Source organism: Methylobacillus pratensis, assembly GCF_054072455.1.
Window position 1 is genome coordinate 462,618 of record NZ_JBSUSR010000002.1, and the last position, 25,747, is coordinate 488,364.

Genomic DNA, 25,747 nt, shown 5'->3' on the forward strand with positions numbered 1-25,747 from the left:
CCGGACTCAATGGCCGTAAAAAGCTGGACCGGTAGATTGCGTTATTCGCGGTGCGCGATGGTGACCCAGTAACGGGTGCGCCAATGCAGCTGCACCGGCAGGGTATTCTGCAAGGCGGCAAGGATGCGGTCAGTATCCTTGAGCTGGAACACGCCGGAAACCGCCAGCTGCGCCACATCAGGCTCGCAGCGCACCACGCCGGTCCGATAACGGCCAAGCTCGGCAACGAACTCCTCCAGCGGCATTTTATCGACGTAGAGGATGCCATCCGCCCAGGCAGCACGCTTGTCGTCCAATGCCTCGACAGCATGCATCTCCCGCTCGGTCAGGCTGGATTGCTGGCCAGCCTGGACGATGCCAGCCTGCTGCCTTGCCGTTGCCGGGGCTGCCTCAACCGCGCCTTCCATCACGGCAAGCTGGGTCAATCCTTGCTGCTGGCGCACCGTAAAACGCGTGCCCAATGCCCGCAAGCCACCTTCCGCGGTCTGGACAATGAACGGGCGGTGCGCAGGATGAGGGTCCAGTGCGGTCTGCACCAGGATTTCTCCCGCGAGCAAGCGGATTTGCCGCTGCTCGTTGTCGAACGCCACATTAATGGCGCTGGCGGTATTCAACAGGACGCGGCTGCCGTCAGCCAGCACCACCTCCCGGCGCTCGCCGGTCGCAGTGCGGTAATCGGCCATCCATTCCTGCCAAGGGGTATAACGATACGCCAGCAGCCCGGCCGGCATGGCGACCATGAACAACGCCAGGGGCTTGATGAAATCGCGGCGGCTGACTTCCCTCGCCAGCACCGGTACGCCAAGCTCTGCGGGGATTGTGGCGAATTTCTGTGCCAGCAGCTCGGCATGGCGCCAGGCCTGCTCATGCTCCGGTTTTGCAGCGCGCCAATCCGCCAGCTTGCGCCTGTCGGCATCGGTCATGGCGCCGGAATGCCATAATGCCAGCCACTTGGCCGCTTGCCGGATGACGGCGTGGCTAGGCGCGGGATGCTCCATAGCGCCTCACATCATCGCCAACAGGCATTGCTCGAATGCCAATGCCATGTAGCGCTTTACCGTGCGCGTCGATATCTGCAGGCGCAATGCAATTTCGTCATAGGTCAGGCCTTCCAGCTGCGACAACAGGAAGGCAGTGCGGGCCTTGGCGGATAATCCATCCAGCATTTCATCGATCTCGTGCAGCGTCTGTAGGATCAAGAGCCGCTGCTCGGGGGATACCGCCTCCGGCTCAGGCATCACAGCCAATGCCTGCAGATAGGCCTGTTCAAGCGTCTGGCGCTGGTAGTGGTTGGCGAGCAGGCGCTTGGCGACAGTCGTCAGGAAAGCCCGAGGTTCCTTGATCTCCGCGATCTCGCTGCGGGAAGACAAGATCCGGGTAAACGTGTCCTGGGCAAGGTCGTCCGCCTGATGGTTACAACTGAGTTTGCGCCTGAGCAGATTCACCAGCCAGCCATGATGCGCTTGATATAGCTCGCCGAAGCTGGCATGAGGGGAGGCGGGTTGATCTGACATGAACATTCGCTAGAGGGATCAATTGGGAAAACGCAGGTTCGGTATCTAAAACAACGAATCGGCAATCAAGGCGAATGGTTAAGTAAATAAGAATTATTGTCAATAAAAACATGCAAAAAGCCGCAGGAATACAACACTCAATGTTGCACTCCTGCGGCCTGGTGGTGATAGAAGGACTATCGTGAGTGGTGCGTTAGAAACTACCGCGCAAGCTCAGCATGAAGCTTTGAGGTTCACCATATATGGCACCGCTAGGCGTAGTGTAATAACGCTTATCAAACAGGTTGTTTATGTTGAGTGCAGCCGTCCAGTGTTCATCCACTTTATAACTGGCAAACGCATTCCACACAGCATACCCAGACTGCTGATACTTGATGGTTCCAAACGCAGTATTGGTTTCACTTTGCAAAGTAACGCCACCACCTAGCGTGACCTTCTCCCAGTCACCAGGCAAGCGGTAGGTTTGCCACATTCTCAGCAAATGGCGCGGGTTATGATCAGCCCCCACTCTGGTACCGTCAGTAGCCCCATTTGCTGTTCTCACAAACTTGGATGCATTGTAGGTATAACCGGCAAAAGCCTGCCAGCCTGGCAAAATCTCGCCATTCACCTCAGCTTCCAGACCCTGGCTTTTTTGCTTACCGGCATTGATATAGCAATCGTTCCCACCTTGGCAACCGCCTTGGTTAAATGGATCAACCAAGGCAACATCTTCCAGATCAATCCGGAATACTGCCAATGAGGCATTCAGCTTGCCATCGTAGAGTTCGCCTTTGATACCAGCCTCATAATTCTTGCCCATGGCCGGAGACAATGCATTCCCGCTGGCCGTATAGTTGCTGCTCTGCGGCTGGAATATATCGGTATAGCTGCCATACAAAGACCAGCGCTCATCCAGCTTGTAAATCACGGCTGCATAAGGCGTCACTTCATGCGTCTGCTTGTACTGGCTTGACCCGCCATCGTATTCGTACCAACTGACGCGTCCACCCAGAATCAGCTTCAGATCGTCTATGATTTGCAAGCGGACATTGCCATAAAAGCCTTGAGTCGTCGTCGTGCTGGAGCCAAATGTATCGTAAGCCCCTCGGTAAATCCTGGGCAGGGATGACAGACTGTAATTATTGAGGTTGATGGGAATTGCCGTACCATACAGAGACGTCAGATACTTGTAGGCTAACTTGTTCCGTTGCCAGTTGGCACCGACAAACATCTCGTGCTGCTGGCCCCAGGCAGAAAACTTGCCATTTAGTTGTGCATCTACCCCTGTATTGCGGTATTGCACATCTTCATAATCAATACCTCTCAATGCCAAGCCCGTCATGGTGATCGGGTCGACAGCGGCACGATTATGCAACATTGGGGCATCCTGACGATTGCTATTCTGGTAATTAGCGCTCAGCTTTACTTTCCAGTCATCATTCAAATGATGTGTCAGGTCAGCAAACACCTCCTTCATTTCACTATCATAACTAGTCCAGCTAGGCCCCAGTGAAGTCGAGCGGGACAATTTCAAGTCACTACCATCAGTGGATCGAGGCAAGCCGGCAATCCAACGTCCGCCATCTTGCCTGTAGGATTGGTAACGCACACCGAACGCAGCCACGGTATCCTTGCCCAAATCGGCTTCGATAATGCCATATAGCAGAGGTATCTTGCTTTGCGCCTCATCGACAAAATAATGCCTATCTTCATATCCTGCCACCAGCCTGCCGCGCAAGGTACCAGCATCATTGAGCGGGCCGGTGATATCCCCATCAAGACGGTAATAATCCCAGCTCCCGGCCCGTGCAGTCAGCTGTATCTGCTTTTCTGCCAAAGGACGTTTGCGCACCATATTCACGGTGCCGCCTGGATCTCCATTCCCGATAAGTAACCCTGGCGCACCACGCATCACCTCTACCCGATCCAGTATCGCAGTATCCGGCGTCAAGCCAATACCGCCATAATCTCCCATTGGGACACCATCAGTCATATAGTTGCCGATGGCAAAACCGCGCGAATAATAAACACTGTGCCCATAATTACGAGCTTGACGTGTCACGCCCGTCGTCTGCATCAGCACATTATCCAGCGTCGTCAGGTTCTGCTCATCCATGCGCTGGCGCGTGACGACGCTGACGGATTGAGGAATGTCGCGTAGTGACTGTTCGCCTTTTCCTATGGTCGCAGCACGTGCGGCATAGGAACCTGTACCCTCGCTGACCGCGCGCGATTCGCGCGATCTAGCCGCCGTGACGCTAACTTCAGGCAATGCGTCGCTGCGGCTTGCATCATCGCGCACGTCAGCGGCTTTGCGCAGGGCATAGCCGGCAGCGGTTTTTTCCGCGCCGTAGCCGGTGCCGGCCAGTATCTTGTTAAAACCGTCCTCTACGCTGTAATTTCCCTTCAAGCCCTGGCTTTGCAGGTGCTTGATCTCCGCCGCATCGACAGAAATGGCGACCCCAGACTGTTGCGCGAAGCGCGTCAGCGCCGCCGCAAGCGGTCCGGAGGGAATGTCGTATTGCTGGGCGGCAGCGAGATTGTCGGCATGGGCAAGGCCGCTGAACAATACGGGCACGCAGGCCAAGTGGACGGCAAGCATGACGGGTGCCAGCCTGAAGCCTGGTTTAATCGGTTGTGGCATGTTGTGTTTTACTCCCTGATGAACGGTTTCAATTACCAAGACACTTGGCAACCGGAAACTGGAACCAGGAAGTAAAAATTTAATGAGAATCAGTCGCGGCAGCGTCCTGCACCGTGACCAGCCAAGGCGTAAAGCGCTTGACCCTGACCGGAAAGCTCTCGGTCAGCAGCGCCAGCGCCTTATCCGTATCGTCCAGCGGCAATACGGCCGTGACCTGGTAGCGGGCCAACGACTCGGCATCGAAGCGGAGGTATCCCTTGCGATGCCGCGCCAGCGTCGCCAGCACTTCTGGCAAGGGCTGGTCTTGCACCACCAGCTGGTGCAATCTCCAGGCATCGCTGATGCTGGCAGGATCAATTACATGGGCCTTGCCCAGGCCGTGCGGGGTGATCTCGATGGCTTCGCCCTGGGCAATGTCGGCTGCCGGCCCAGCCTCGCTAGACGACCTGCCCGACGCCACCCTGACCTTGGATTCCAGCATGGCAACTTCAGTGACATCCCCACGCTGGCTCACCACAAAACGCGTACCCAATGCCGTCACACTGCCTTGCGCCGTGTTGACGACGAAAGGCCGCGCGGCATCCTTGGCAACATCCACGAGGATTTCCCCCTGATGCAGGTGGAGTGCGCGCAGCTTGCCGCTAAAATCCACGTCCACCACGGTATGCCCGTTCAGGGTAATCTGGCTTTGGTCCGGCAACTCAGCAGATTGCCACTCCGCTGTTGCGGTATGCAGGTCAGAGAGCCAATACGCCAGGGGATAGTGTTGCAACAGCATGCCTACCGGCAAAGCGAACACCAGCAGGGCCGCCAGCATGTTGGCCGCACGCCTGGCTGGCTTGCGGTGCGGTTTCACACCGGCCTGGATCGCTTGATGGGCTATGCCGGATTGCGGGCGCAGGCCTTCAAGCTGGTGGATGAGCCCCTGCATTTGCTGCACGGCCTCGGCATGCGCCGGGTCCTGCGCCTGCCATTGCTGGAATTGCGCCTGCAGGCCGGGCTGGTGCGCCTCATCCTCAAGACGCATCAACCATTCGGCTGCCTGTTCCGCGACTGAAGCCATTATGCGTTTTCCCTCACAAGCCGCCCGCATGCTTGCCCAGCGCGGCATGGCAATGCACCAGGGCGCTCACCAGATATTTCTGCACCATCTTGGTGGATACATCGAGGCTGGCGGCAATCTCGGCATGGGACATGCCATCCAGGTAGCGCATGAGGAAGGCCTCTCTCGGCTTGTGGGCCAACCCTTGCAGCACCATGCTGATCTGCTCCAGCGCCTCGATGGCGGCTGTCACCTGCTCGGCGGAAGGCGCATGGTCCTCGCCCAATGCCATCAGGCCTGCAAGGTAGGCTTCCTCGATCGCCCTCCGCCTGGCCTGGTTCAGCAAGAGGTGCTTGGCCGTCGTGGTGAGATAGGCGCGCGGCTCCTGCATATTGAACAGGGCATCGCGCGAAGCAAGGATGCGGGTGAAGGTGTCTTGCGCCAGGTCTGCCGCCTCGTGCGGGCAACCGAGTTTCTTTCTCAGCCAGGCAAACAGCCATCCATGATGATCACTGTAAAGCGCGCTCAAGCGCTGGGTGACCGTGGGCTGGGAGGAAGGCATGGAATGGCGGAGCTTTGTTAATAAAAACAATTCTCATTTTATGCCCTTACCGGTCATTCGCACAAGCGGCCTTTAACTTGACCTGCCACTCACCGCTTAGGCCGCAGCCAATAATGCCAGATCACGATAAGCGGCACCGCCAGGCTGGCCCAGGCCAGCCAATGCCAGATGCCGACGCCCAGCAAGGCCGACAGCAGGCCTAACGTCGTGAGCACCGCCAGCAGGATCGGCCAGCCCCATATATCGGTAAAACGCTTGTTCATATCCTGGTTTCCCCAAAGCCGGTCATGATTTAGGCACGGGCCGCATGGTGCTGCTCCAGCTCCGTCAGGCGCTTTTCCGTCTGCTTGCGGCGCTTGAACCAGAGATAGAGGCCGCTGCCGAGCACCACGATAGTGACCAAGTCCAGCAGGGCCCAGATCACCTTCAATGGGAACCGCCATAGTCCCCGAAGTGCAATGGCTGGGACAGCAGCAATGTTTTCACGTACCAGGGCATCTCGCGCGCATCCGTCAATTCGGTGGTCTGGGCATCCACCAGCGCCGGCTTGAGCAGGCGTGAGGTCACAGGCGTATTGCCCTTCATGAACACGGTGTAATGGTGCGGGCTGGAAAACATGCTGCCCGGGAAGGCGACAAAATTCACGTGCATGTCGGGAATCGCCTGTTTTGCGGTATCGATCGACGCCTGCAATGAGCCGAATGTTGTGGGCACCGGCAAATCCTTGTACGGTGCGGTCATTTCCGCCATCTGGTCACTTTGCCAGATAAAAATCACGATCTGGCTCAAGGTGTTGATGGTGCCCGTCAACCCGACCACCAGCGCCCAAACCAGCGTGGCAACGCCCAGCAGGTTGTGGATATCCAGCCATTTCAGGCGCGCCTGCTTTTCGCGCCTGATGGTGCCGAAATCCAGCCGTCGCATGAAAGGGTGGTACAAGACGATGCCGGAAACGATCGCCACCGCGAACAACAGGCCCATGAACCCGAGGAACAGCATGCCGGGCAGGCCGGCGAACATGTCGACGTGCAGCTTGAACATCACATACATGAACCCACGGTCGGGCGGTGGTTCGTCCAATATCTGGGCGGTACGGCTGTCGATCAATACGATCTTGCCGGCATCGGGCGGCGCATCCATGGATTCCGCCATCGAGACCAATGTCACATGCGGATGCTCATCCTGCTCCCAGAACATGAAGCGGATGACGTCGCCCGGGCGCTGCTTGTGCGCAGCCTCCGCCACCTTGTCCAGGCTGGCATAGGGCGTATCCTCAGGCATGGGCGGAGCCTCCACCACGCCGGAAAGGTGCTCGATCTCTTCATGAAATATCAACGGCAGCCCTGTAATGCACAGCATCAGCAAAAATGCCGTGCATACCAGGCTAGTCCATTTATGTACGAGATACCACTTTCTGATGCTCATCTGTTCCTCTTGAGGCAGACTTCCTGCTAGAAATCAGTACACTATATTCAGCTCAGGCTGATGTGACGGGAAGCTTCCTTTTGCGCCTGCACATGGCCCTGGCGCGCCGCGCAACGCAGCCACCAGCGACCCACGGAGAGACTGGCGCTATCTCCCTGGCCCAACAGGAACCTGGCATAGGCATATGCATCGTGCTCATCGCCCTGTTGCGCGCATTTGTGCAGGGCTTCGATGCCCACTTGGCGTAAAGCCAGGTGAGGGTGCTTGAGCAAATTGGCCGCCATGGTGCGGGAAAATACCAGGTGCGCATTGACCAGCGCTTCGCGCATCCAGCGGCGTGCGCCTTCGGGCTGGCCGCGTTCCGACAGCATCAGGGCATAGTTGTATTGCCCGCGGAAATCGCCCGCCTCGGCCGAACGGCGGTAATAGTCGAAGGCCTTTTCCCTATCCTGTTCGCCCAGCCAGCCTTCCTCGAAAAACCTGCCGACCACGCCCAGCGACTTGGCGTGCCCTAACTCTGCCGCCTTGTTGTACCAGTCGAACGCCTGTGGCTCGTCTTTCTCCACGCCCAGCCCATGCAGCAGCAGGTGGCCATAGTTGTACATGCCCCAATCCAGCCCCTGGTTGGCCGCCGTGCGGAACCAGTATGCAGCGCAGGCATAATCCACCGGCCCGCCCCAGCCTTGGTCGTAGGCGCGCCCGAGCATGTTCATCCCAAGCAGGTGGCCCGCTTCCGCGGCCTTGCGGAACCAGACCCTGGCCTGCTTGGGGTCTTGCTGCAGGCCGTGCCCGTCAAGATAAGCCTGCCCGAGCAATGCCTGCGCCTCCGGCTCGCCTTGTTCAGCCAGCGCCCGTATCCATTGCACGGCCTCGCGCGGATCGCCCGCAAGACGGCGCTTCAGCTCTTCCGTACTGATGCTGTTCAGGTGTTCAGGGGTAATGGATTGGGCACTGCTGGCAGACATGCTGAGTGAGAACAGGAATTAATCAGGAGGTGACTATACACCAAATCCTGCCCATCCATCCTGCCCAATGCGGTCAATTAGAATGCGGCGAGGATTTACACTGCGGCGAGCATGCTGACGGGACAAGCCCGAGGACCTGGCTACAAAACGCGCCCTCTCTGCCTTACAGCGTTTTGCATCGCATAGCCTCCTTGCTACGGGCGTTGCCAACCTCCGCCCAAGGCGCGATAAAGATCGACAGCGGCTTGCAGACGTTGCTGGCGTAGCTGCAGGTCCAGGTCCTGTGCCGTGAACAGGGTACGTTGCGTATCAAGCATGGTCAGCATGGTTTCCGCGCCTGCCTGGTAGCGCGACTGGGCTAGGGCAAAGGCGCGTTCGGCATTCTCCAGCGCCAGGGTTTGCGCGATAGCCTGCTGCTCCAGCCCTGAAATCCGGTTGAGCGCCGCCTCGACATCGCCTAGCGCGGCAATGATGGCTTGGCGGTAATTCGCCAGCAGTTCCTTGCGGCGCGCGATCGCAAAGTCGCGTTGCGCGGCAAGGCGACTGGCGTTGAAGATTGGGGCCGTCAGCCCGGCTGCCAGGTTGTATAAAGGCGCATCGAAGAAATCGCGCAAGTGCTCACTATTGCTGGAAAAACCGCCTGTCAGGCGGATGCTGGGCAGCATTGCGGCCCGCGCCACCTGGATGTCGGCATCGGCGGCAAGCAGCCTGGCCTCGGCCAGGGCAATGTCCGGTCGGCGGACCAGCAATTCAGAGGGCACGCCCGAATCGGCTATCGGCAGCTGCAATTGACGCACGCTGTTCTCCATGAGCTGCAACTCTCCCACCGGCCTCGACGCCAATGTTGCCAGGGCGGCTTCGGCATTGCCTTGCTGTTGCCGCAGCAAAGCCACGGTGCGGCGCTGGGTTGCCACCAGACCCTGCTGCTGAGCCTGCTCGATCGCAGTGGCAGCCCCTGCGCGGTAGCGTGACTCGACCAGGGCCAAGACACGCTCGGCGTTCTCCAGGTTGCTCCTGGCTATGCCGACTCTTTCGGCCAGGCCGACTGCCTCCACCCAGGTCATGGCGACATTGGCGCCCAGAGTCACCCGCATGCTGTCGCGATCGAACTCGGTGGCGCGGAGATTGCTCAACGCTCCCTGGTAGGCGGCGCGGTTCTTGCCCCAGAAATCGATTTCATAACTCGCGAGCAAACCTGCGGAATAAGTGCTCAGGCGATTGGCATCGCTGCTTCCTCCCAGCCGCTGCTGGCGGCCGATATTGCCGATAGCGGAGACTTCCGGCAGCAGGGGCGCCCCGGCAACCACGGCTAGGTGCTGTGCCTGCTCGACACGGGCAATGGCAGCGGCAATATCGTAGCTGTCCAGTTGCGCCTGCTGCACCATGCCCGCCAGCGCACTGCTGCCGAAAGACTGCCACCAGTCGCCATCCCGCGCCTGTGGTGCCTCAAGCTCAGTACCGGACGCGCTATTGCGCCACTGTGCAGGCAGGTTGCGCAAGCCGTCCTCGGCCTGCAATTGCGGCGGTTTGACGTTGGTGCAGGCAGGCAATAGCAACAGCAGGAATAAACGCAGGACTTTCATGTCACTCACTGGCAAGGGCGACCACCGGGTCAAGCTTGGCGGCCTGGCGCGCAGGCATGAAACCAAAGACCAGCCCGGTAATCACGGAACAGAAGAATGCGCCAATGATGGCGCTCAGGGAAAAGATCACGGGCATGCCCCAGAACACCAGCACGACGCCTATCGCCAGGCCGGATACCACGCCGGTCACCCCGCCGACCGTGGTGACCAGTACCGCCTCGGTGAGGAATTGCTGCAGGATGTCGCGCTGACGCGCGCCGGTCGCCATGCGGATGCCGATCTCGCGCGTACGCTCCCGCACCGTCATCAGCATGACGTTCATCACGCCTATGCCGCCGACAATGAGCGAAATGACGGCGATCAAGGCCAGCATCACGCCCATGCTGTCCTGCGTCTTGGCCTGGGCGGCAATCCAGCCGGCTGCATTGTCCAGCCCGTAATCGCGGATCTGGTGGCGGGAAAACAGCACGTCGTCCACGGCTTTTGCCACGGCATCGATTTGCTTCATGTCGCCCACTTCGAGGGTGACGTAGGAAGGATCGCGCTCGCCAAACACGCGCATGCTAGCGGTGGAGTAGGGAATGACCACCAGGTCGTCGTCGCTCTGGTCGCCGGTCAAGGCGCCTTTCGAGCCCAGCACCCCGATCACCTGGAACGGCACGTTGCCGATCAGGATAGTCTCGCCCACCGGGTTTTCCACGTCCGGCATCAGGTTTTGCGCCAGGCGCGGGCCGATGACCGCCACCGTCGCCATGCGCTGGTCATCCTCCTCGCTAAAGAAAGACCCATTGACCACTGGCCAGTTCAACATGCGCGACATCGCCGCGCCCGACCCCTTGATGCGGGTCTGCACATCCTCGTTGCCATAGCGCACGACCTTGCTGCCGGAAAGGTTGGGCAATACGTACGTAATCAGCGGCACCTCGCCGATGGCCTCAAGGTCGCCCACGCTGATGCCGCGGCCCGGCACGCGCGAGCTTTCATGCTTGGGCCTCACGTAGATATGGTTGGTGCCGAAGGCGCCCAATTCCGCCACCACGCGTTCCTTGGTGCCCATGCCCACTGCCATCATCACGATCACCGATGCCACGCCGATGATGATGCCGAGCAGGGTCAGCGCAGTGCGGAAGCGGTTGACCCACATCACGCGCCAGGCCGCCCGGCATGCCTCGAGGAAGTCGCCGCGCCACTGTACCTGTCCCGCATCGGCTTCCAGCTTGAACGCAGGCGCCGCATCGCTGGCAGTACGTTGCACGGAGCCGGTATCGCTGATGACATGGCCGTCGCGGATCTCGATCACGCGACGCGCATTGGCGGCCACATCGCGGTCGTGGGTGATGAGGATGATGGTATGGCCTGCCTCGGCCAGTTCGTTGAGCAGGCGCATGACCTCCTCGCCGCTGCGCGAATCGAGCGCGCCGGTCGGCTCATCGGCCAGGATGATGCGGCCGCCGTTCATGAGCGCACGCGCGATAGACACGCGCTGCTGCTGGCCGCCGGACAATTGCTTGGGGCGATAATGCAAACGCTCGGCCAGCCCAAGCCGGCCTAGCAATGCCCGGGCACGCGCCGCACGTTCGTGCTCCGGCATGCCGGCGTAGAGCGCCGGGATTTCCACGTTTTCCTGCGCGGTCTCGGTCGCAATCAGGTGGTAGCCCTGGAAGACGAAGCCAAACGCTTCGCGGCGCAGCCACGCCAGCTCGTCGACGTCCATCTCCGCCACATTGCGCCCGGAAAAACGATACTGGCCCGAGCTCGGCTTATCCAGGCAGCCCAGAATATTCATTAAAGTGGACTTGCCCGAGCCGGAAGCGCCGACGATCGCCACGAATTCGCCGGCATGGATATCCAGTGAAATACCGTGCAGGATATCCACCCGGGGCTTGTCCCCGCCACCATAGTGTTTGCGGATATCCACCAGCGAGATCAGGGGCTGGCGATCACTCAAAACTGGAATCTCCAGGGGCTGGGCTTGGGCGTCTTGTCCGCCGTGATCAACCGCTCGCCTTCCGAAAGGCCGGACAACACTTCGGCACGCAAACGCGTACGCACGCCTGTCGTGACCTCATGCCATAACACCTTGTCGTCCTTGTCCAGCACGCGCACCTTGTACTTACCCGCTTTGGCATCGACTTCAGTGAGCGCCATGATCGGCACGGTGAGTATCCGGTTGGCCGCTGCCACGACGAATGAGGTTTGCGCGGTCATCTGCGGCATCAGCTCGCCATCGCTGTTGTCGACATCGAACAGCACGGTATAGAGCACGACCTTGTTGCTGCTCGGCGTTTGCGTCGTGGTAGTGCTGGCGCCTTCGGGTTTGGGCGGTGCTGGCAGCACCTGGCGCACGGTGCTGTTCCAGCGGCGCTCGTCCCCGCCCAATGTCTTGAAATAGACCTGCATGCCGGGTTTGACATGCCGCACGTCGGCCTCGGAAACGTCCGTCCATACGGTCATGGTGGAGAGGTCGGCGATCCGCAGCAAGGTGGGGGTCTGGTAGGTGGCATTCAGGGTCTGCCCGGTCTTGGCCTCGATCGAGACCACCGTGCCGGACATGGGCGCATAAATCTTGGTGAAGCCGAGCAGGGCTTCACTCCCCTGCAGGGTCGATTGGGTCTGGTCTATCTGCGCCTTGAGGTTGTTGATCCTCGCCGCCGCGGTTTTCAGGGCAGCCTGCGCCTGCTGCACCTCCTCGGTACGTGTCGAGCCGTCCGCCTGCATCTGCTGCTGGCGCTCATGCTGCTGGCTGGCCAGCACGTATTGCGCCTCCTGCTCCTGCAACTGGGCCTGCAAACCGGCCAATGCGGCACGACCGGCATCGACGGTCGCCTGGGGCACGCGCGGGTCGATCTCGGCCAGCAACTGGCCTTTCTGGACCGTGTCGCCTGGCTCCACATGCAAGGCCAGGATCTGGCCGGATACCTGCGCGCCGACATCGACATAGCTGAGCGGCTGCAAGGTACCGATGGCCGTGACGTTGTGCTCGATATCCCCGCGCTTGACCAGCTCGATCTCGAAAGCGTCAGCCGGGTCCTGGCTGCGTGCAAGCCAGGCTGCGCCAACCACTGCCAGCACGACGGCTAGCAGTGCAATCTTCCCCCGCCTCATCTAGCGCTTGACCTCGAAACTCAATGTCGCAGTATGCCGCACATCGTCATACTTGGTGCCCTGGTAGGTCATGCTGCCGTTGACGCGCGCGGTGACTTCGAGGATATAGATGCCCGCGAACGGGGTGGTGAGCGTCACAGTGCCGTCTTCCGACGGCTTCAAGGTGCGGATCCAGCCCTCGCTGGTGCTCACGTTGACCTGCGAGGCCGCGACCGTGTTTCCCTTCCATACCAGTTTGAAGGTATTGCCGCCAGCCTCGGTCGGTACCAGCTCGAGGTCGTTCACGGCCTTGGTCTCATTACGCCCGAACTTTGCCTGGTAGAAATGCAGCACCTTGTCCTGACCCACCGCTTGCGCTGTCAACCGGATATCGCCGCCGGCCGGTGCCGTCACCTGCACGCGGTCGACCTCGACCTTGGTTGCCAGCTCCTTGCCATCGGCCAGCAGCCCCCGCACGGCGCTCAGGCCGGCAGGATCGAGCCGCGCGGACTCGTAAAGCCCCAGGTAGGCTTTCGCGCCGCCTTCATCCGGCTCCAGCCAGAGGTAGTTTGCAGCGGCGCTGAAGCTCGCAAGCAATGCCATTGCGGCAATGGCCCAGCGGGCAGCCAAGGATTGTCGTGTTCTCATGTGTTTTCCATTCTCGTTATAGCGTGAGTAAAAATTGCGTTCTCACTAGTAATGACACGCGAGAATGAAAAAAGGACACCCCTGCACAGAAAATTTCATAAAAATAGGCAGGCGCTACGTATTAAACAGCCAGAAAAAACGGGGCATGAAGCCCCGTTTTTTTATATGCTTGGAATGGCTATTTATCCAGAGCCGGCAGCAAAACCCAGCGAAGCGATTCTGGCTAGGCGCTATGCCAAAGGTAGTACAAGTCGTACGGCAAGGCAGAGCAACAACGCCAGAAGGGTTTTGTAGCGGTCCTTAATAAACGTCGCGCAGGTAGCGCTTCTCGCGCTTCAGCTGGTTGACGTAGGCAGTCGCCCCTTCGGCATCCAGGCCGCCGTGCTCAGCGACCACGTCGTGCAGCGCCTGGTCGACGTCCTTGGCCATACGGCTCGCATCGCCACAGACGTAGAAATGACCGCCATCCTGCAGCCAGGCATATAGCTCCTTGCCGTTTTCCCTCATGCGGGTCTGCACATAGATCTTCTCGGCCTGATCGCGCGAGAAGGCAAGGTCGAGGCGATTGAGCACGCCGTCATTCATCATGGCGGTAAGCTCGTCTTCGTAGATGAAGTCGCTGGCGCGAGTCTGGTCGCCAAAGAACAGCCAGTTCTTGCCTGGTGCTTCAGACGCATGGCGCTCCTGCAGGAAGGCACGGAAAGGCGCGATGCCGGTGCCCGGGCCCACCATGATCACGGGAGCGTTCTTGTCAGCGGGCACGCGGAAGGACTTGTTGGTAGTGAGGAAGATGCCGGCTTGGCCGCCTTCCGGCACGCGCTCGGCCAGGTAGGTGGAACATACGCCGCCACGAGACCTGCCACCGGAGACGTACCGCACGCTTGCGACAGTGAGGTGGATGCGCTCGGGGTTCGCCAGCGAGCTGGAGGAAATCGAGTAGGCGCGATGCTGCAACGGCTTGAGCAGGCTGACGAACTCATCCACGCTCAAGTTCAGCGACGGATTCAATTGCAGCAGGTCGAGGATATCCTTGCCCCAGAGCCAGTTTTCCAGCGCCGCCTTGTCGCCGCTTTGCACGAGACGGCTCAGGTCTGCGTTGCCGGCGCGTTGTTCGACCGCCGCGATCAATTCGCGCGACGGCGTGGAAATCTCGAACCCGCGCGTGAGCAACTCTGCCAGTGGCTGGTCGTGCTTGGCGACCGCAGCGTCCGCCTTGGCGTTCAGGCGCTCCAGGATCAGGCCCACGAGCTCGGGATTGTTTTCCGGCACCACGTTGAGCGCATCGCCGGCCTCGTAATGAATGCCGCTGTCGCCGAGGTCGAATTCGTAATGGCGGATTTCCTTGCCTGAACCCTGGCCCGAGAGGCGGCGGTTCACTGCCAATGTGGAGGCATATGGATTCTTGCGGTTATAGGTGGATGCTGCGGGAGCGGGAGTATCGGCAGCCGCAGGGGCTGCAGCGGCTTCGTCCGGGCCGCCTTCCACTTCCGCGAACAAGGGCAGGGCAGCCTCGATCCAGGCATTCGCGGGCTCTTCATAATCCACGTCACAGTCCACGCGCGCCAGCAGGCGTTTGGCGCCCAACTGTTCCAGGCGGGTGTCCAGGTTCTTGCCGGCTTCGCAGAAACCGTCGTAACCGGTATCGCCAATCGCCAGCACGCCGAAGCTCATATCCTCAAGCCGCTCGGCATGTTCGGATGACAATGCTTCCCAGAACAACTGGGCGTTGTCCGGCATTTCGCCTTCGCCGTATGTGGAAGTGACGATCAATACCCGGCGCATGGCGCCGAGCTCTTCCAGTTCGACTTCGTCCAGCGCCTTCACGACAGGCTCCAGCCCTTGCTGCTTGGCCACGCTGGCAGCCGTGGCAGCCAGGCCCTCCGCATTGCCGGTTTGCGATCCGTAGAGAATATAAATCGGCGGCTTGCCGCGCCCGCTGCCGCTATCGGTATTGAGCAGCCTGGTCTGCAAACCGGCCATGAAGCCGGCAAGCCAGGCCTTCTGGTCTTGATTGAACGGTGAATCTTCAGGAATGTAAGGAATCTTCATTATCTGGTCGTCAACAAATGCATGCCGTGCGCCAGGCACGGCATGGGGTCAAACTATTAGTATAGTCTTAATTGGATTTTAGCGTAGCCACGAGCTCTTGCATGGAAGCCTTGGCAAACAAGGCTTCCAGGCTGGGCAGTGCGCCAAGCTGGGTGCTGTTCTTCAAGCTCTGGTGGATGATCCAGCCGTAAGTGCCCGGACTATCCATGGAGAAGATGTTGCGCAGGCTCAAGGCGGACTTGTAATCCCGCAGGCGCTTGTCCGCGATCAGCACGGCAAGCTCCTGGTCACTGTATCCGTCAATCGCCTCGCGCGCATAGCGCTGCAGTTTCTGCATCAGGAGGAAATCCTCGGTCAGCAACAGGTTGCGCACCGCCTTTTGCACGGCGGGGTCGGCCACCGACTGAGCATTGGGCACCTTGGCCATCGCCACTTGCTGCGCCATGTTGAGCACGGTGTAGTTGTTCAGCAACTCATACATTTCCTCGCTGTCCGCCTCGCCGTGGCCCGGCACCTTGCCGCCTACCACCGGCTTGCCGTCACGGTAAGCCAGCTTGAATTTGCGCACCTGGAACGCTGCCAGCGCGGAAGACAGCTCTTCGAGCAGCTCCTTGCGCGGCTTCGCCTTGAGAATTTCGTCGCTATCCTGGTAGAGCAACAGCGCGCGCGGCATCACGAACACGAAGTTCTGGCGCTCGGCTTCCCAGTTTTCCAGCAGCCATGCGGCGCGCTTGGAGCCGGTGGCTTCAAGATGCCATTGCAGCAATTGCTGGATGGCCTGGCTGTGCACGCGCGCCATTTCGGTATCGTCGGTGATATTGCCCAGCAATACGGAATCCGCAGCCACCTTGCCCGACAGCTCGCCGTACGGATCGTATTGGTAGGCGAAGCCGCCGCTCATGCCGTTGCCGAAGCCCTTGCCGAATGCGCCCAGGTTAAGCACGGCGCCGTTGGTCATGTATTCGCAGGCGAAGTCGCCCACGCCTTCCACCACCGCAGTCGCGCCGGAGTTACGGACGGCAAAACGGTCGCCGGCCTGGCCTTCGACGAACAGGCGTCCTCCCGTAGCGCCGAACAGCGCGAAGTTGCCCACCAGCACGTTGCCGCCGGCCTGCTCGGAACCGCCGCCTGGGGAAGTCACGATGATAGTGCCGCCAGCCTGGCTCTTGCCCACGCCGTCGTTGCAGGTACCGCTATGGCGCAACACCATGCCGTCGTTACAGAAAGCGCCATAGGACTGGCCAGCGGAGCCGCTGGTAGTGATCTTGACGGTATCCGGCTTGAGGAAGCGGCGACCGCGCTTGTCGGCGATCACGGCTGGCAGGCGCAACGCATCTTCCGCCGTCAGCTCATGGTTGAGCAAGCGCTCGATATCGATCGCAAGCTGGCCGCCCACGGTCTTGTTGCAATTGTTCAGCCTGCGGCCCTCGCCAAGCTGGACTTCGAGCTGCTTGTCAGCAACGAGCGCCTGGCGCAGCACGTCGATGAATGCGTCGTCGAGTGCGAAGTCCTTTTCCATGTAGACAGGATTTTCGATCTTGACTTCAGGCACCACGGTCAGCATCGCACGCAGGTCGAGCTGGCCGACGCTGGCAGGATGATCCAGCAGTTGCAGCAGGTCGCTGCGACCACGCGCCTCGCGCAACGAGCGCAGGCCGATCGCGGCAAGAATCTCGCGGGTTTCATGCGCCACGTTGATCAGGTATTGCGCCAATGCGCGCGGGTCGCCGTCGAACACTTCGGCATTGGTAGTGAGGCCGGCAGGGCACTTGACGTTGCAGTTCTTCGCCATCACGCACTTCAGCATCATGAGGGCAGTGGTGCCGAACTCGAAGCTGTCGCCGCCCAACATGGCGGATTTCACCACGTCGCTCGCGGTCTGATGCGCGCCGGAACAACGCAGGATCACTTTTTCGCGCAAGCCGTTGGCGCACAATGCCTGGTGTACTTCGGCGATGCCGATTTCGGCGGCGCGGCCGGTATATTTCAGGCTGGTCACGGCAGCCGCGCCGGTGCCGCCGGTATTGCCGGCGACGTTGATGACGTCGGCGCCTGCCTTGGCGACGCCCACGGCAATCGTGCCGATGCCCTCGGAGGACACCAGCTTGACGATCACGCGCACGCGCGCCGCCTTGCAGTCATGGATCAGCTGCGCCAGATCTTCGATCGAATAGGTATCGTGGTGCGGCGGCGGAGAGACCAGCTCCACGCCTGGCGTACCGCCGCGCGCGGCCGCGATTTCCACCGTCACCTTGGGCGCGGGCAGCTGGCCGCCTTCGCCAGGTTTCGCGCCCTGGCCGATCTTGATTTCCAGTTCTTCCAGCATCGGATCGGCGAGATAGCCCGCCCAGACGCCGAAACGGCCGGACGCGAGCTGCTTGATCCGCGAAGCCCGGATAGTCCCGTAGCGGGAAATATGCTCGCCGCCTTCGCCGGAATTGGACATGCCGCCCACCATGTTGGTGCCGTGCGCTACCGCCTCATGCGCGGGCGCCACCAATGCGCCGTGGCTCATGGCGCCGGAGGCGAAGCTGCGGGTGATTTCGCTCGCGGGCTGCACCTCGGCCAGCGGCACGCTGGCAGGCGCGACACGCAGCAGCCTGAAGTAATCCGCCGCCTTGCCGGTGGCCTCGACGGTCAGCACGCCGCTTTCCAGCCAGTGCCCGCTAATCGCCTTGCCGAAATGCGCCACCAGGGCTTGGCCCAGCGTCGACAAGCGCGAAATGTCCCCGGCCAGCGCGCCGGTCAACTGCAGGCTGAAGCGGTCATTGCCCAGCTCCTGCGCTTCGAGGCCGCGTACGGCAATACTGTTGTTGCCCATGATGGCATAGCGGGCCAATACCGCGCGGAACTCGTCCGATGTCTTCAGGCCGGTCAGGTCAGCCGGGAACTCCAGCACGTCGCGCAAGGCGGAGGGACGCTTGGCGCGCTCTTCCGCCATCATGTGCGAGAAGCTGCGATAGCTTTGGGTCACGCCGAAGTTGTCGATCTCTTCGGCGCTCAGGCGGTCGAAGCTGCCGCTGAATGCCTCGCCCTTCTTGAAGGAGAACGCATCTTCGAGCTTGGACAAGGTCATCAGGCGCAGGAATTCGTCCTCAGCACGCTTGCCCTGCTTGTCGAAGTGGATCTTTTCCTCCGTCATCTCGACGAAGCCGCGTACGGCAATGGTGCCGAAAGAATGGCCGGCGCCCTCGGAGCGCTCCTTGAACAGGCCCAGCAACGGCACGCTGTTTTCATCGGTGACCTTTTGCGCTTCCTGGTGCCAGTCGACGACCATTTTCGCGATCGCGGCAAAATCGGCGCCGCCAACCGGCGTCTTCAGGTTGGGGAAGTATTTGCGCAATACCGGGTCGTTGGTATCGAGGAAATTGGGCTCGAAGAATTCGCCGCCGATGTAGCTCTCGACAGTACAGAGGCCGACCTTGCCCATGGTCTTCATGAGCGACTTTTCAGCCGCCTTGGCGTACTTCTTGAAGGCCTTGTCGGCGTCTGCGCCGTATTTTTCCTCGGCACGCAGCTGCACGCCCAGCGGATACACGGCAGAAGCGCCAAAGCCCAAGGCGGCGGCCACGTGGTGGGATGATACGACCTGGCCGCTTTCAGCCACGATAGACACGTCCAGGCGCAAGCCTTCGTCGATCAGGCGCTGGTTGATGGCGGATACCACCAGCAGCAACGGCATGGCAGCCTGGGTAGACGATACGTGGCGATCGGAAATGACGGCAATGCCGCCTTCTTCGCGTGCAAATGCCACCACGGCATCCGCCAGCGCATCGATGCCTTGTTCCAGCGCCTTTTCGTTGGCAGCCGCATCGCCGGTGACAGGGGTATACAACGATTCGAAGCAGCGGTACGGCGTTTCCGCCTGCTCGCGCAACTTGAGCATGTCGAGGTGGCTGAGGATAGGCGAGTCGATCACGATCTGCCTGCCTTTGCCCTTGTTCATATTGGGCTTGGCGCCCAGCGCGACGCGCAAGGTCATGCCATCGGCTTCGCGGATGGAATCCAGCGGGGGATTGGTCACCTGCGCAAAACGTTGCGAGAAGTAATGCGCCACACCGCCTTCATGATCGGTCAGCGCATTGATGGCGTTGCCGTAACCCATGGCGGAGATCTTTTCCGCTCCGGTTGCCAGCATCGGGTCCATCATGAACTTGAAGCTTTCCTGGTTGTAGTAATAGGAAACGAAACGCTGGTACAGCGCCAGGTCGCCATGGTATCGCTGCGGGGAGCCGGCCACCTCGGCAGGCACTGCGGGAAGCTGCTTCAGCGTCGCACGCGCCTGCTCGAGCAGGGCAGGATAATCGCGCTTGGCAGCCAGCATTTCCAGAGTTTCCAGCGTGCCGCGGGAACGCTTCTCGCCGTGGTCGTAATACAGCATGCCGCCAGCCTCGATGCGGCCGCGGCGCAATACGCTTTCCGGCGGGAAATTGATCTGGCCGGCTTCGGACATCACGCAAAGATATTCCTCGGTCTCGACACTGCGCAACGGACGCAGTCCCAGACGGTCCAGGCGCGCGCCGACCACGCTGCCGTTGCCGAAAATCAAGGCGGCAGGGCCGTCGTTCTTCTCTTCATAGAGGGAGAAATACTCCAGCATCGCCTTGATGCTCTCAGGCAGGGTAGGATCGTTTTCCCAGGCAGGAGGCATCATGGAGACCACGGCCGTCACCAGGTCGAGGCCGTCGTCCATCAGGCGGCTGTTCAATGTCTGGTCCAGGCGCGAACTGTCGGACTGGCCTTTGGGGCGGAAAATCCTGCCATTGCGCGCGCGCGCCAATGCGGCTTCGGCAATGCGGTTCTTGCGGTCGGTGTTCAGTTCGCCGTTGTGGGCCATCATGCGGAATGGTTGCGCCATGCTGGGGTGCGGATCGGTATTGGTGGAGAACCGCGTGTGGAAATACATGGTATGCACGGCGTGATCCTCTTCCATGAGGTCATGGAAGTAAGGAATCACCTCATTGGAATTCAGCCGGCCTTTTAGCACCTGGGTATGGGCGGACATCGACAACGGATAGAGCCCGCTCAAAGCGGCATCCGTATAAGCCTGCTCCTCGATCACGAGCAATGCCTGGTATATGCGGCGATCGAACTCCTGCGCGTCGATATCTGCAGGGGCCGCAAACACCCACTGCTGGATAGGCAACTGATAACGGATAGCAGCAGGGCGAATGGCCTCATTGTCTACCGGCACATCCCGCACCAGCAAGATATCGAAACCCTTTCCGGACAAGGCAGTGCGGATGATGTCGTCGGCACGGGAATACGCACCTTCGTCGCTTGGCAGGAAGAAGTTGCCGACACCGAAGCGGCCGGCCTCAAGCGTCTGGCCGGTCAGCCTGCGGAAAAACGGCAGCGAGAGGTCGATGGAAACGCCAGCGCCATCGCCCACGCCCTCGGCAGACATGCCGCCGCGGTGGGGAATCGTACACAAAGCCTCATGCCCCTTGACCAGTACGTCGTGCGTTTGTACCCCGTCCTTGCGGGTAATGAAACCAACGCCACAGTTATCCTTTTCCAGGGAACTGTCATACAAGCCAAAAGTATTCTCGCTCTGCGGACCATTGAGTGCGCTCATGTACCTCTCCAGCAAATTCATTAATATCTGATGCGGCTTTGTCATACCTGCACCACGGCATGGTATATTGTCTTCTCGCTTGTTATTCCAAGCACCCCAACTTTCGCCGGGCTTATTTATAAGCAATTACCGTACCAAAATGAGCTGGCGCCTCTATATCAAATCTCGGTTTCCCCGCTCCAATGTATCCACTTTAAAAACAAGGGATTACATTATGCCAATCATGGCCTGCGCCCTCCGAGGCGTTGTTGAGAACATTATCAAAAGCACCAAAAATGTGCGCATGCACATTTGAAGCACATTTTTCGTGCGTAAGGATGACGAAAAGGCAAGAAGCCGAGTCAAATATGGCAAATCTGCGGGATTGAAGGATGGTAGAGGGAAACCGAAGCGCACTTTGCCGGAACACCGGATCAAAGACCGTATTGCACTGATGAGCTGGGCGAATTCCCGATTTCACGGGAAAACTAAAGAGAAATTTCCGGCAAGTAGCGATACCCGGCTGCAGAAAATTCAGCACCAATAATGTGCATCAAGCTTCACAGGAGCGGCAACGCCGCCCCTGCGATTTATCCTGTGACTAGAATTGGTATTTCACAGTAAGCATGGCATTACTGGGGGCGCCATAAAACCCCATGTTGGTACTGGTGTAATAGGTCTTGTCCAACAGGTTGTTGACATTCAAGGCTGCAGACAAGTGCTCATCAAACTGGTAGCGGGCCAGCAGGTTCACGACAGCATAACTGCCCTGCGTAAAGCGATACGCACCGCCAGGACCGGTATCATCCGTATAAATACGACTTTGCCAGTTGACACCGCCGCCTAAGGTCAGCTTATTCCAGTCACCGCGTAAACGATAGCTGGTGAACAGTTTGACTAGATTCTTCGGTGCAACTGTTTGCAGCAGGTGGCCATCGGCGTCTTTCGAGATACGATAGGTATACCCGCCACTGACTTGCCACCCCGGCTGTAACTCTCCTGCCACCTCGGCCTCGAACCCCTTGCTGGTCGTGCCTTTCTCTGCTCGGTAGGACGCCCCCCCTCTAGGCCCGGGAACGCCCGGCAGTTCCACAGGGACATTATCCTGTTCAACGTAAAATACTGCCAGGCTGGTATTCAGACGACCGTCATAAAAGGCATGCTTAATTCCAGTCTCCATACTTTTGCCTTCCAGAGGAGGCAAGAAGGTACCATTAGGACTCTGATAGGACTGAGGCGAGAAAATAGTGGTATAGCTGCCATAGACAGAGGCCGTGTCGGTAACATCATAGGTGACAGCAAGATACGGCGTCACCTCGCCGGTTTCCGACTTGCTTTCCTTAGGATCAGGTGTTTGCTCGGTCGTTTGATGCCAATGACTGACACGCGCACCGGCCAAGATGGCCAGCTTGTCGGTAGGCTTGAATTTAGCAGTGACATAGGCACCAAACTGGCGCTCCCTGAATTTGTACCGTCCGGTTGTCGGCAAGTATGGGGCAGCTGGCGAATTACCATCCCAATCGATCAAATTCGGCACGCTGGGATCATAGCCGGCAATATTCCAAAGATCATTGCTGGGTGAATTATATTCGCTATCGGAGGCATTGATGCCAAATACCAGATCATGTTGCCTACCCAACAAGGAAAACGGGCCGCTGGCATAGACATCCAAAGCATTTTGCACCGGCTTGGCCTGCCAGCGTCCGGCATAGAGATTCACCCCAGCACCCGTGTTGCGATCTGGGTATCCCCAGAATGCCGAGCCTATCAGTGAATCGTACTCGATGCGAGAACGATTGAACTGCAGCTTGGCGCGCCAGTCATTGTCAAAGAAATGCTCCAGCGAAGTGAACCAGGCGAGTTTTTCATGCTTGCTGTATGCCCAGTTGGTTCCTGGATTTTTTGAGCGCTTCCACTGGGTATGGGATCCATCACTGAAGAACAATGGGAATCCGGCCTCAGGCGAAGCGTTGGTATCATACTTTTGATATTCGACGCCAGCAGTGAACAAAGTGGAGGGAGTAATCTCAGCTTCAATGATGCCGTAAAACATTTCCCGCTCAAGGGAAAAACGCTCTGTATAGGAGCGGCTGTCCTGTTTTACCCCAACGACGCGTGTACGCACGCTGCCATCTGCGTTCAAGGGAGTAGAAATATCCAGCATGCCGCGATAGTTGTCCCAGGATCCCGCTTGTCCGGTGACGGATGCCTGGAACTCCTTGGTGGGCTTTTTGCGGATGAAGTTGATACTGCCGCCAGGAGAACCCACGCCGTTTACAATGCCATTGGCGCCACGCAATATTTCCACCCGGTCATAAAATGCCATATCCGATGTCATCTGTTCAAAACCATTACGTTGCGGTAGGCCATCGACCAGATAGTTATCAATATTGAACCCACGGGACTGGTAACCGTTCCAGTTGGCACCGACATAACCGCTTTGCGTCACCGTAATCCCCACCGTCTGCTCCAGCACTTCCTGCAATTGGGTCAGGTTCTGGTCGTCCATGCGCTGTCGGGTGATCACGCTGATAGATTGCGGCGTATGGCGGAGCGACAATGGCAATTTAACGGAAGCGCCTGTGGAGCTTGTGGTATAGGAGCCGGTGTTTTCCGTTGTCGGATCCTTGCTGGCGCTGACCCGCACTTCATCCAAGGTGCTTTCGGAACTTCCTGTTGCCGGCTTGTTGGACTTGCGCAGCATATACCCGCCATTTTCCTGCGCGACAGCTTCCAGGCCGGTGCCCGTCAATAACTGTTCCAGACCGTCACGCACGGAAGCCGTCTTGTTCAAGCCGTTGCTATGCAAGCCGGATACCAGTTCGCTGTTGTAAGACAGCATGACTTGGGCTTCCCGGCCGAACTGGGCCAACGCATCCTTGAGCGACCCGGGCGGAATCTGGTACTGCTTGGCTGTCGGTTCTGCCATGGCAGAACCGGCGAATATGGGCGTGGTGAAAACTAATAGTGTGGAAAGTGCCTGGGCCAGGATCAAGTGTCCCAGCCTTAACCGTGGTATGTCGTGCTTGTGCTGCATTGATTTTCCCTTAGTGTAGCGGTTGAAATAGGTCCCCTATTTCTCATGCCACGCAAGAATCAAAAACAGCTCAACCTATGGCGAAATTTATGCTGCCGAAGGCGTCAGGCGCACCCAGTAGCGGGTGAGCATGCGGACTTGCAAATTAAGGCTCTGCTGCAGCATATCAATCACCTTGTCGGTATCATCCAACGGATACGTGCCGCTCACTTTCAAATGCTTGATGCTGTCGTCGCAACCCAGGCTTCCTTTGCGGTAGCGGCTGAGCTCGGCCAGGAATTCGCCTAGCGGCATATCGTCCGCCACCAGCATGCGCTGGAGCCATGCCGTATCATGCGGGACTACGGGCTCGACCGGCGCCACCATATGCCGCGTGAACGACAATTGCTCGCCAGCCTGCAACCTCACCCTTGCCGGCATCTCGCTCGGAGCAACTTCGACGGCGCCTTCCAGCACCCCTATCTTGATCGGGCTATCTTTTTCATTGGTCAATTGGCGCACGACAAAGCGGGTGCCCAAGGCGCGCATGCTGCCTTGATCGCTCGCGACCAGGAACGGGCGCGTTTGTGTCGGCTCGTGCGCGGTCGCCACGTGGATCTCGCCGCGCAGCAACATGACGATGCGCTGCTGCTGCGTATAGGCCACGTTGATGGCGCTGGACGAATTGAGCTCGACTGCCGTGCCGTCTTCCAGCACTACGCGCCGTTGTTCGCCGACGCCGGTGCTGTAGTCGGCGCTGAGCTGCCACCAGGGCAGTTTTTCCTGCACCACCCAGGCGCTGCCGCCCGCAAACAGCAGCATGGCAAGCGTCTTGATGGCGCGCCTGCGCTTGAGCGAGCCGCGGGGCGCCAGCGTGGCATGGGCAACCGACGACGACAGGCCGCCCAGCCGTTCCCCCAGCATTTCGATATGCTGCCATGCGCGCTCATGGTCCGGATGCGCTGCGCGCCAGGCTTGCCACTGCTCGCGCACTTCCGCGCTCACCTGGCCCGATTGCAGCTCCACCAGCCATTCTGCCGCCGCACGGCTCACTTTCGGGGAAATCGCTTTTTCTGAATTAGCCCCCATTGACTACGCTCCTCCGAAACAACATTGCTCTACCGCCTGGACAATGTAGCGCTTGACTGTCGATATCGACACGCCCAGCTCCCCGGCAATATCCGCCTGGCTCATCCCGTCCAGCTGGGATAGCAGAAACGCCTTGCGCACCTTGTATGGCAAACCATCAAGAAGACCATCAATTTCGACCAAGGTTTCCAGCATGATGGCTTTTGCCTCGGGGGAGGGCGCTTCGGCTTCGGGCAGGTGCAGGAGCGCATCGAGATAAGCCTGCTCCAGCTTCTTGCGGCGGTAGAAATTGGAAACCAGGCCGGAGGCCACGGTGGTGAGGAAAGCACGGGGTTCATGCAGCTTATCGGCATCCCCGCTCAGGAGGACGCGCAGGAAGGTATCCTGCGCCAGGTCGGCCGCGTCGGACTGGTTGCCCATTTTCTTGCGCAACCAATGGTTGAGCCAGCTATGGTGGTTCGCGTATAGAGCCTTGAAAGTGTTCAAGATAGGGCAGCCGCGTTGCAAAACCGCAACAAATGAGAATAAATCTCATTATATAACAGTGTTGCATCAATGCAAACCCTGCCGCTCACTGCACTTGGAAT

17 protein-coding genes and 1 pseudogene are annotated in these 25,747 nt (G+C 59.3%); 1 reads left to right on the plus strand and 17 read right to left on the minus strand.

The window, feature by feature from the left end; translation table 11 throughout:
• Positions 1-41 precede the first annotated feature (41 nt).
• From ACW4YW_RS06775 to ACW4YW_RS06840, 14 genes and pseudogenes are all read right to left on the minus strand, one after another.
• On the minus strand, positions 42-998 hold the full coding sequence (locus tag ACW4YW_RS06775; RefSeq protein WP_457136881.1) for a FecR domain-containing protein: 957 nt from the start codon (positions 996-998) through the stop codon (positions 42-44).
• 6 nt (positions 999-1,004) lie between these two features.
• Positions 1,005-1,514, minus strand: coding sequence for a sigma-70 family RNA polymerase sigma factor (locus ACW4YW_RS06780; protein ID WP_457136882.1), 510 nt, complete (start codon positions 1,512-1,514; stop codon positions 1,005-1,007).
• 193 nt (positions 1,515-1,707) lie between these two features.
• Positions 1,708-4,140: a TonB-dependent siderophore receptor gene (locus ACW4YW_RS06785; protein WP_457136883.1), complete on the minus strand. Its 2,433-nt coding sequence runs from the start codon at positions 4,138-4,140 to the stop codon at positions 1,708-1,710.
• Between the two features lie 79 nt (positions 4,141-4,219).
• The gene (locus tag ACW4YW_RS06790; protein WP_457136884.1) at positions 4,220-5,203 is read right to left on the minus strand and encodes a FecR family protein; all 984 of its coding nucleotides are present in this window, start codon (positions 5,201-5,203) and stop codon (positions 4,220-4,222) included.
• 13 nt (positions 5,204-5,216) lie between these two features.
• A complete protein-coding gene (locus ACW4YW_RS06795; RefSeq protein WP_457136885.1) occupies positions 5,217-5,744 on the minus strand; it encodes a sigma-70 family RNA polymerase sigma factor in 528 nt (175 codons plus the stop codon).
• Between the two features lie 89 nt (positions 5,745-5,833).
• Positions 5,834-6,007 (minus strand): hypothetical protein, encoded by a 174-nt coding sequence (locus ACW4YW_RS06800; protein WP_457136886.1) that lies wholly within the window; start codon positions 6,005-6,007, stop codon positions 5,834-5,836.
• A gap of 29 nt (positions 6,008-6,036) precedes the next feature.
• Positions 6,037-7,169, minus strand: a pseudogene (locus tag ACW4YW_RS06805) (PepSY-associated TM helix domain-containing protein).
• 47 nt (positions 7,170-7,216) lie between these two features.
• Positions 7,217-8,134, minus strand: a complete 918-nt coding sequence (locus ACW4YW_RS06810; protein ID WP_457136887.1) for a tetratricopeptide repeat protein — start codon at positions 8,132-8,134, stop codon at positions 7,217-7,219.
• Between the two features lie 194 nt (positions 8,135-8,328).
• Positions 8,329-9,717, minus strand: a complete 1,389-nt coding sequence (locus tag ACW4YW_RS06815; RefSeq protein ID WP_457136888.1) for an efflux transporter outer membrane subunit — start codon at positions 9,715-9,717, stop codon at positions 8,329-8,331.
• A 1-nt stretch (position 9,718) separates the two neighbouring features.
• Positions 9,719-11,665, minus strand: coding sequence for a MacB family efflux pump subunit (locus ACW4YW_RS06820; RefSeq protein ID WP_457136889.1), 1,947 nt, complete (start codon positions 11,663-11,665; stop codon positions 9,719-9,721).
• Positions 11,662-12,822: an efflux RND transporter periplasmic adaptor subunit gene (locus ACW4YW_RS06825; protein WP_457136890.1), complete on the minus strand. Its 1,161-nt coding sequence runs from the start codon at positions 12,820-12,822 to the stop codon at positions 11,662-11,664. The genes ACW4YW_RS06820 and ACW4YW_RS06825 overlap by 4 nt, the downstream gene beginning before the upstream one ends.
• Positions 12,823-13,449: a hypothetical protein gene (locus ACW4YW_RS06830; protein ID WP_457136891.1), complete on the minus strand. Its 627-nt coding sequence runs from the start codon at positions 13,447-13,449 to the stop codon at positions 12,823-12,825.
• A gap of 300 nt (positions 13,450-13,749) precedes the next feature.
• Positions 13,750-15,498 carry a sulfite reductase subunit alpha gene (locus ACW4YW_RS06835; protein WP_457136892.1) on the minus strand — a complete coding sequence of 583 codons (1,749 nt, stop codon included), beginning with the start codon at positions 15,496-15,498 and terminating at the stop codon, positions 13,750-13,752.
• Positions 15,499-15,565: 67 nt separating this feature from the next.
• On the minus strand, positions 15,566-21,076 hold the full coding sequence (locus ACW4YW_RS06840; protein ID WP_457136893.1) for a glutamate synthase-related protein: 5,511 nt from the start codon (positions 21,074-21,076) through the stop codon (positions 15,566-15,568).
• A 307-nt stretch (positions 21,077-21,383) separates the two neighbouring features.
• On the opposite strand from ACW4YW_RS06840, the gene ACW4YW_RS06845 reads away from it, so the two are divergent.
• Positions 21,384-21,602 (plus strand): hypothetical protein, encoded by a 219-nt coding sequence (locus ACW4YW_RS06845; protein WP_457136894.1) that lies wholly within the window; start codon positions 21,384-21,386, stop codon positions 21,600-21,602.
• A 54-nt stretch (positions 21,603-21,656) separates the two neighbouring features.
• On the opposite strand, the gene ACW4YW_RS06850 is transcribed toward ACW4YW_RS06845, so the two are convergent.
• From ACW4YW_RS06850 to ACW4YW_RS06860, 3 genes are all read right to left on the minus strand, one after another.
• Positions 21,657-24,092 carry a TonB-dependent siderophore receptor gene (locus ACW4YW_RS06850; protein ID WP_457136895.1) on the minus strand — a complete coding sequence of 812 codons (2,436 nt, stop codon included), beginning with the start codon at positions 24,090-24,092 and terminating at the stop codon, positions 21,657-21,659.
• An 87-nt stretch (positions 24,093-24,179) separates the two neighbouring features.
• A complete protein-coding gene (locus ACW4YW_RS06855) occupies positions 24,180-25,160 on the minus strand; it encodes a FecR domain-containing protein (RefSeq protein WP_457136896.1) in 981 nt (326 codons plus the stop codon).
• A 3-nt stretch (positions 25,161-25,163) separates the two neighbouring features.
• The gene (locus ACW4YW_RS06860; RefSeq protein ID WP_457136897.1) at positions 25,164-25,646 is read right to left on the minus strand and encodes a sigma-70 family RNA polymerase sigma factor; all 483 of its coding nucleotides are present in this window, start codon (positions 25,644-25,646) and stop codon (positions 25,164-25,166) included.
• Positions 25,647-25,747 lie beyond the last annotated feature (101 nt).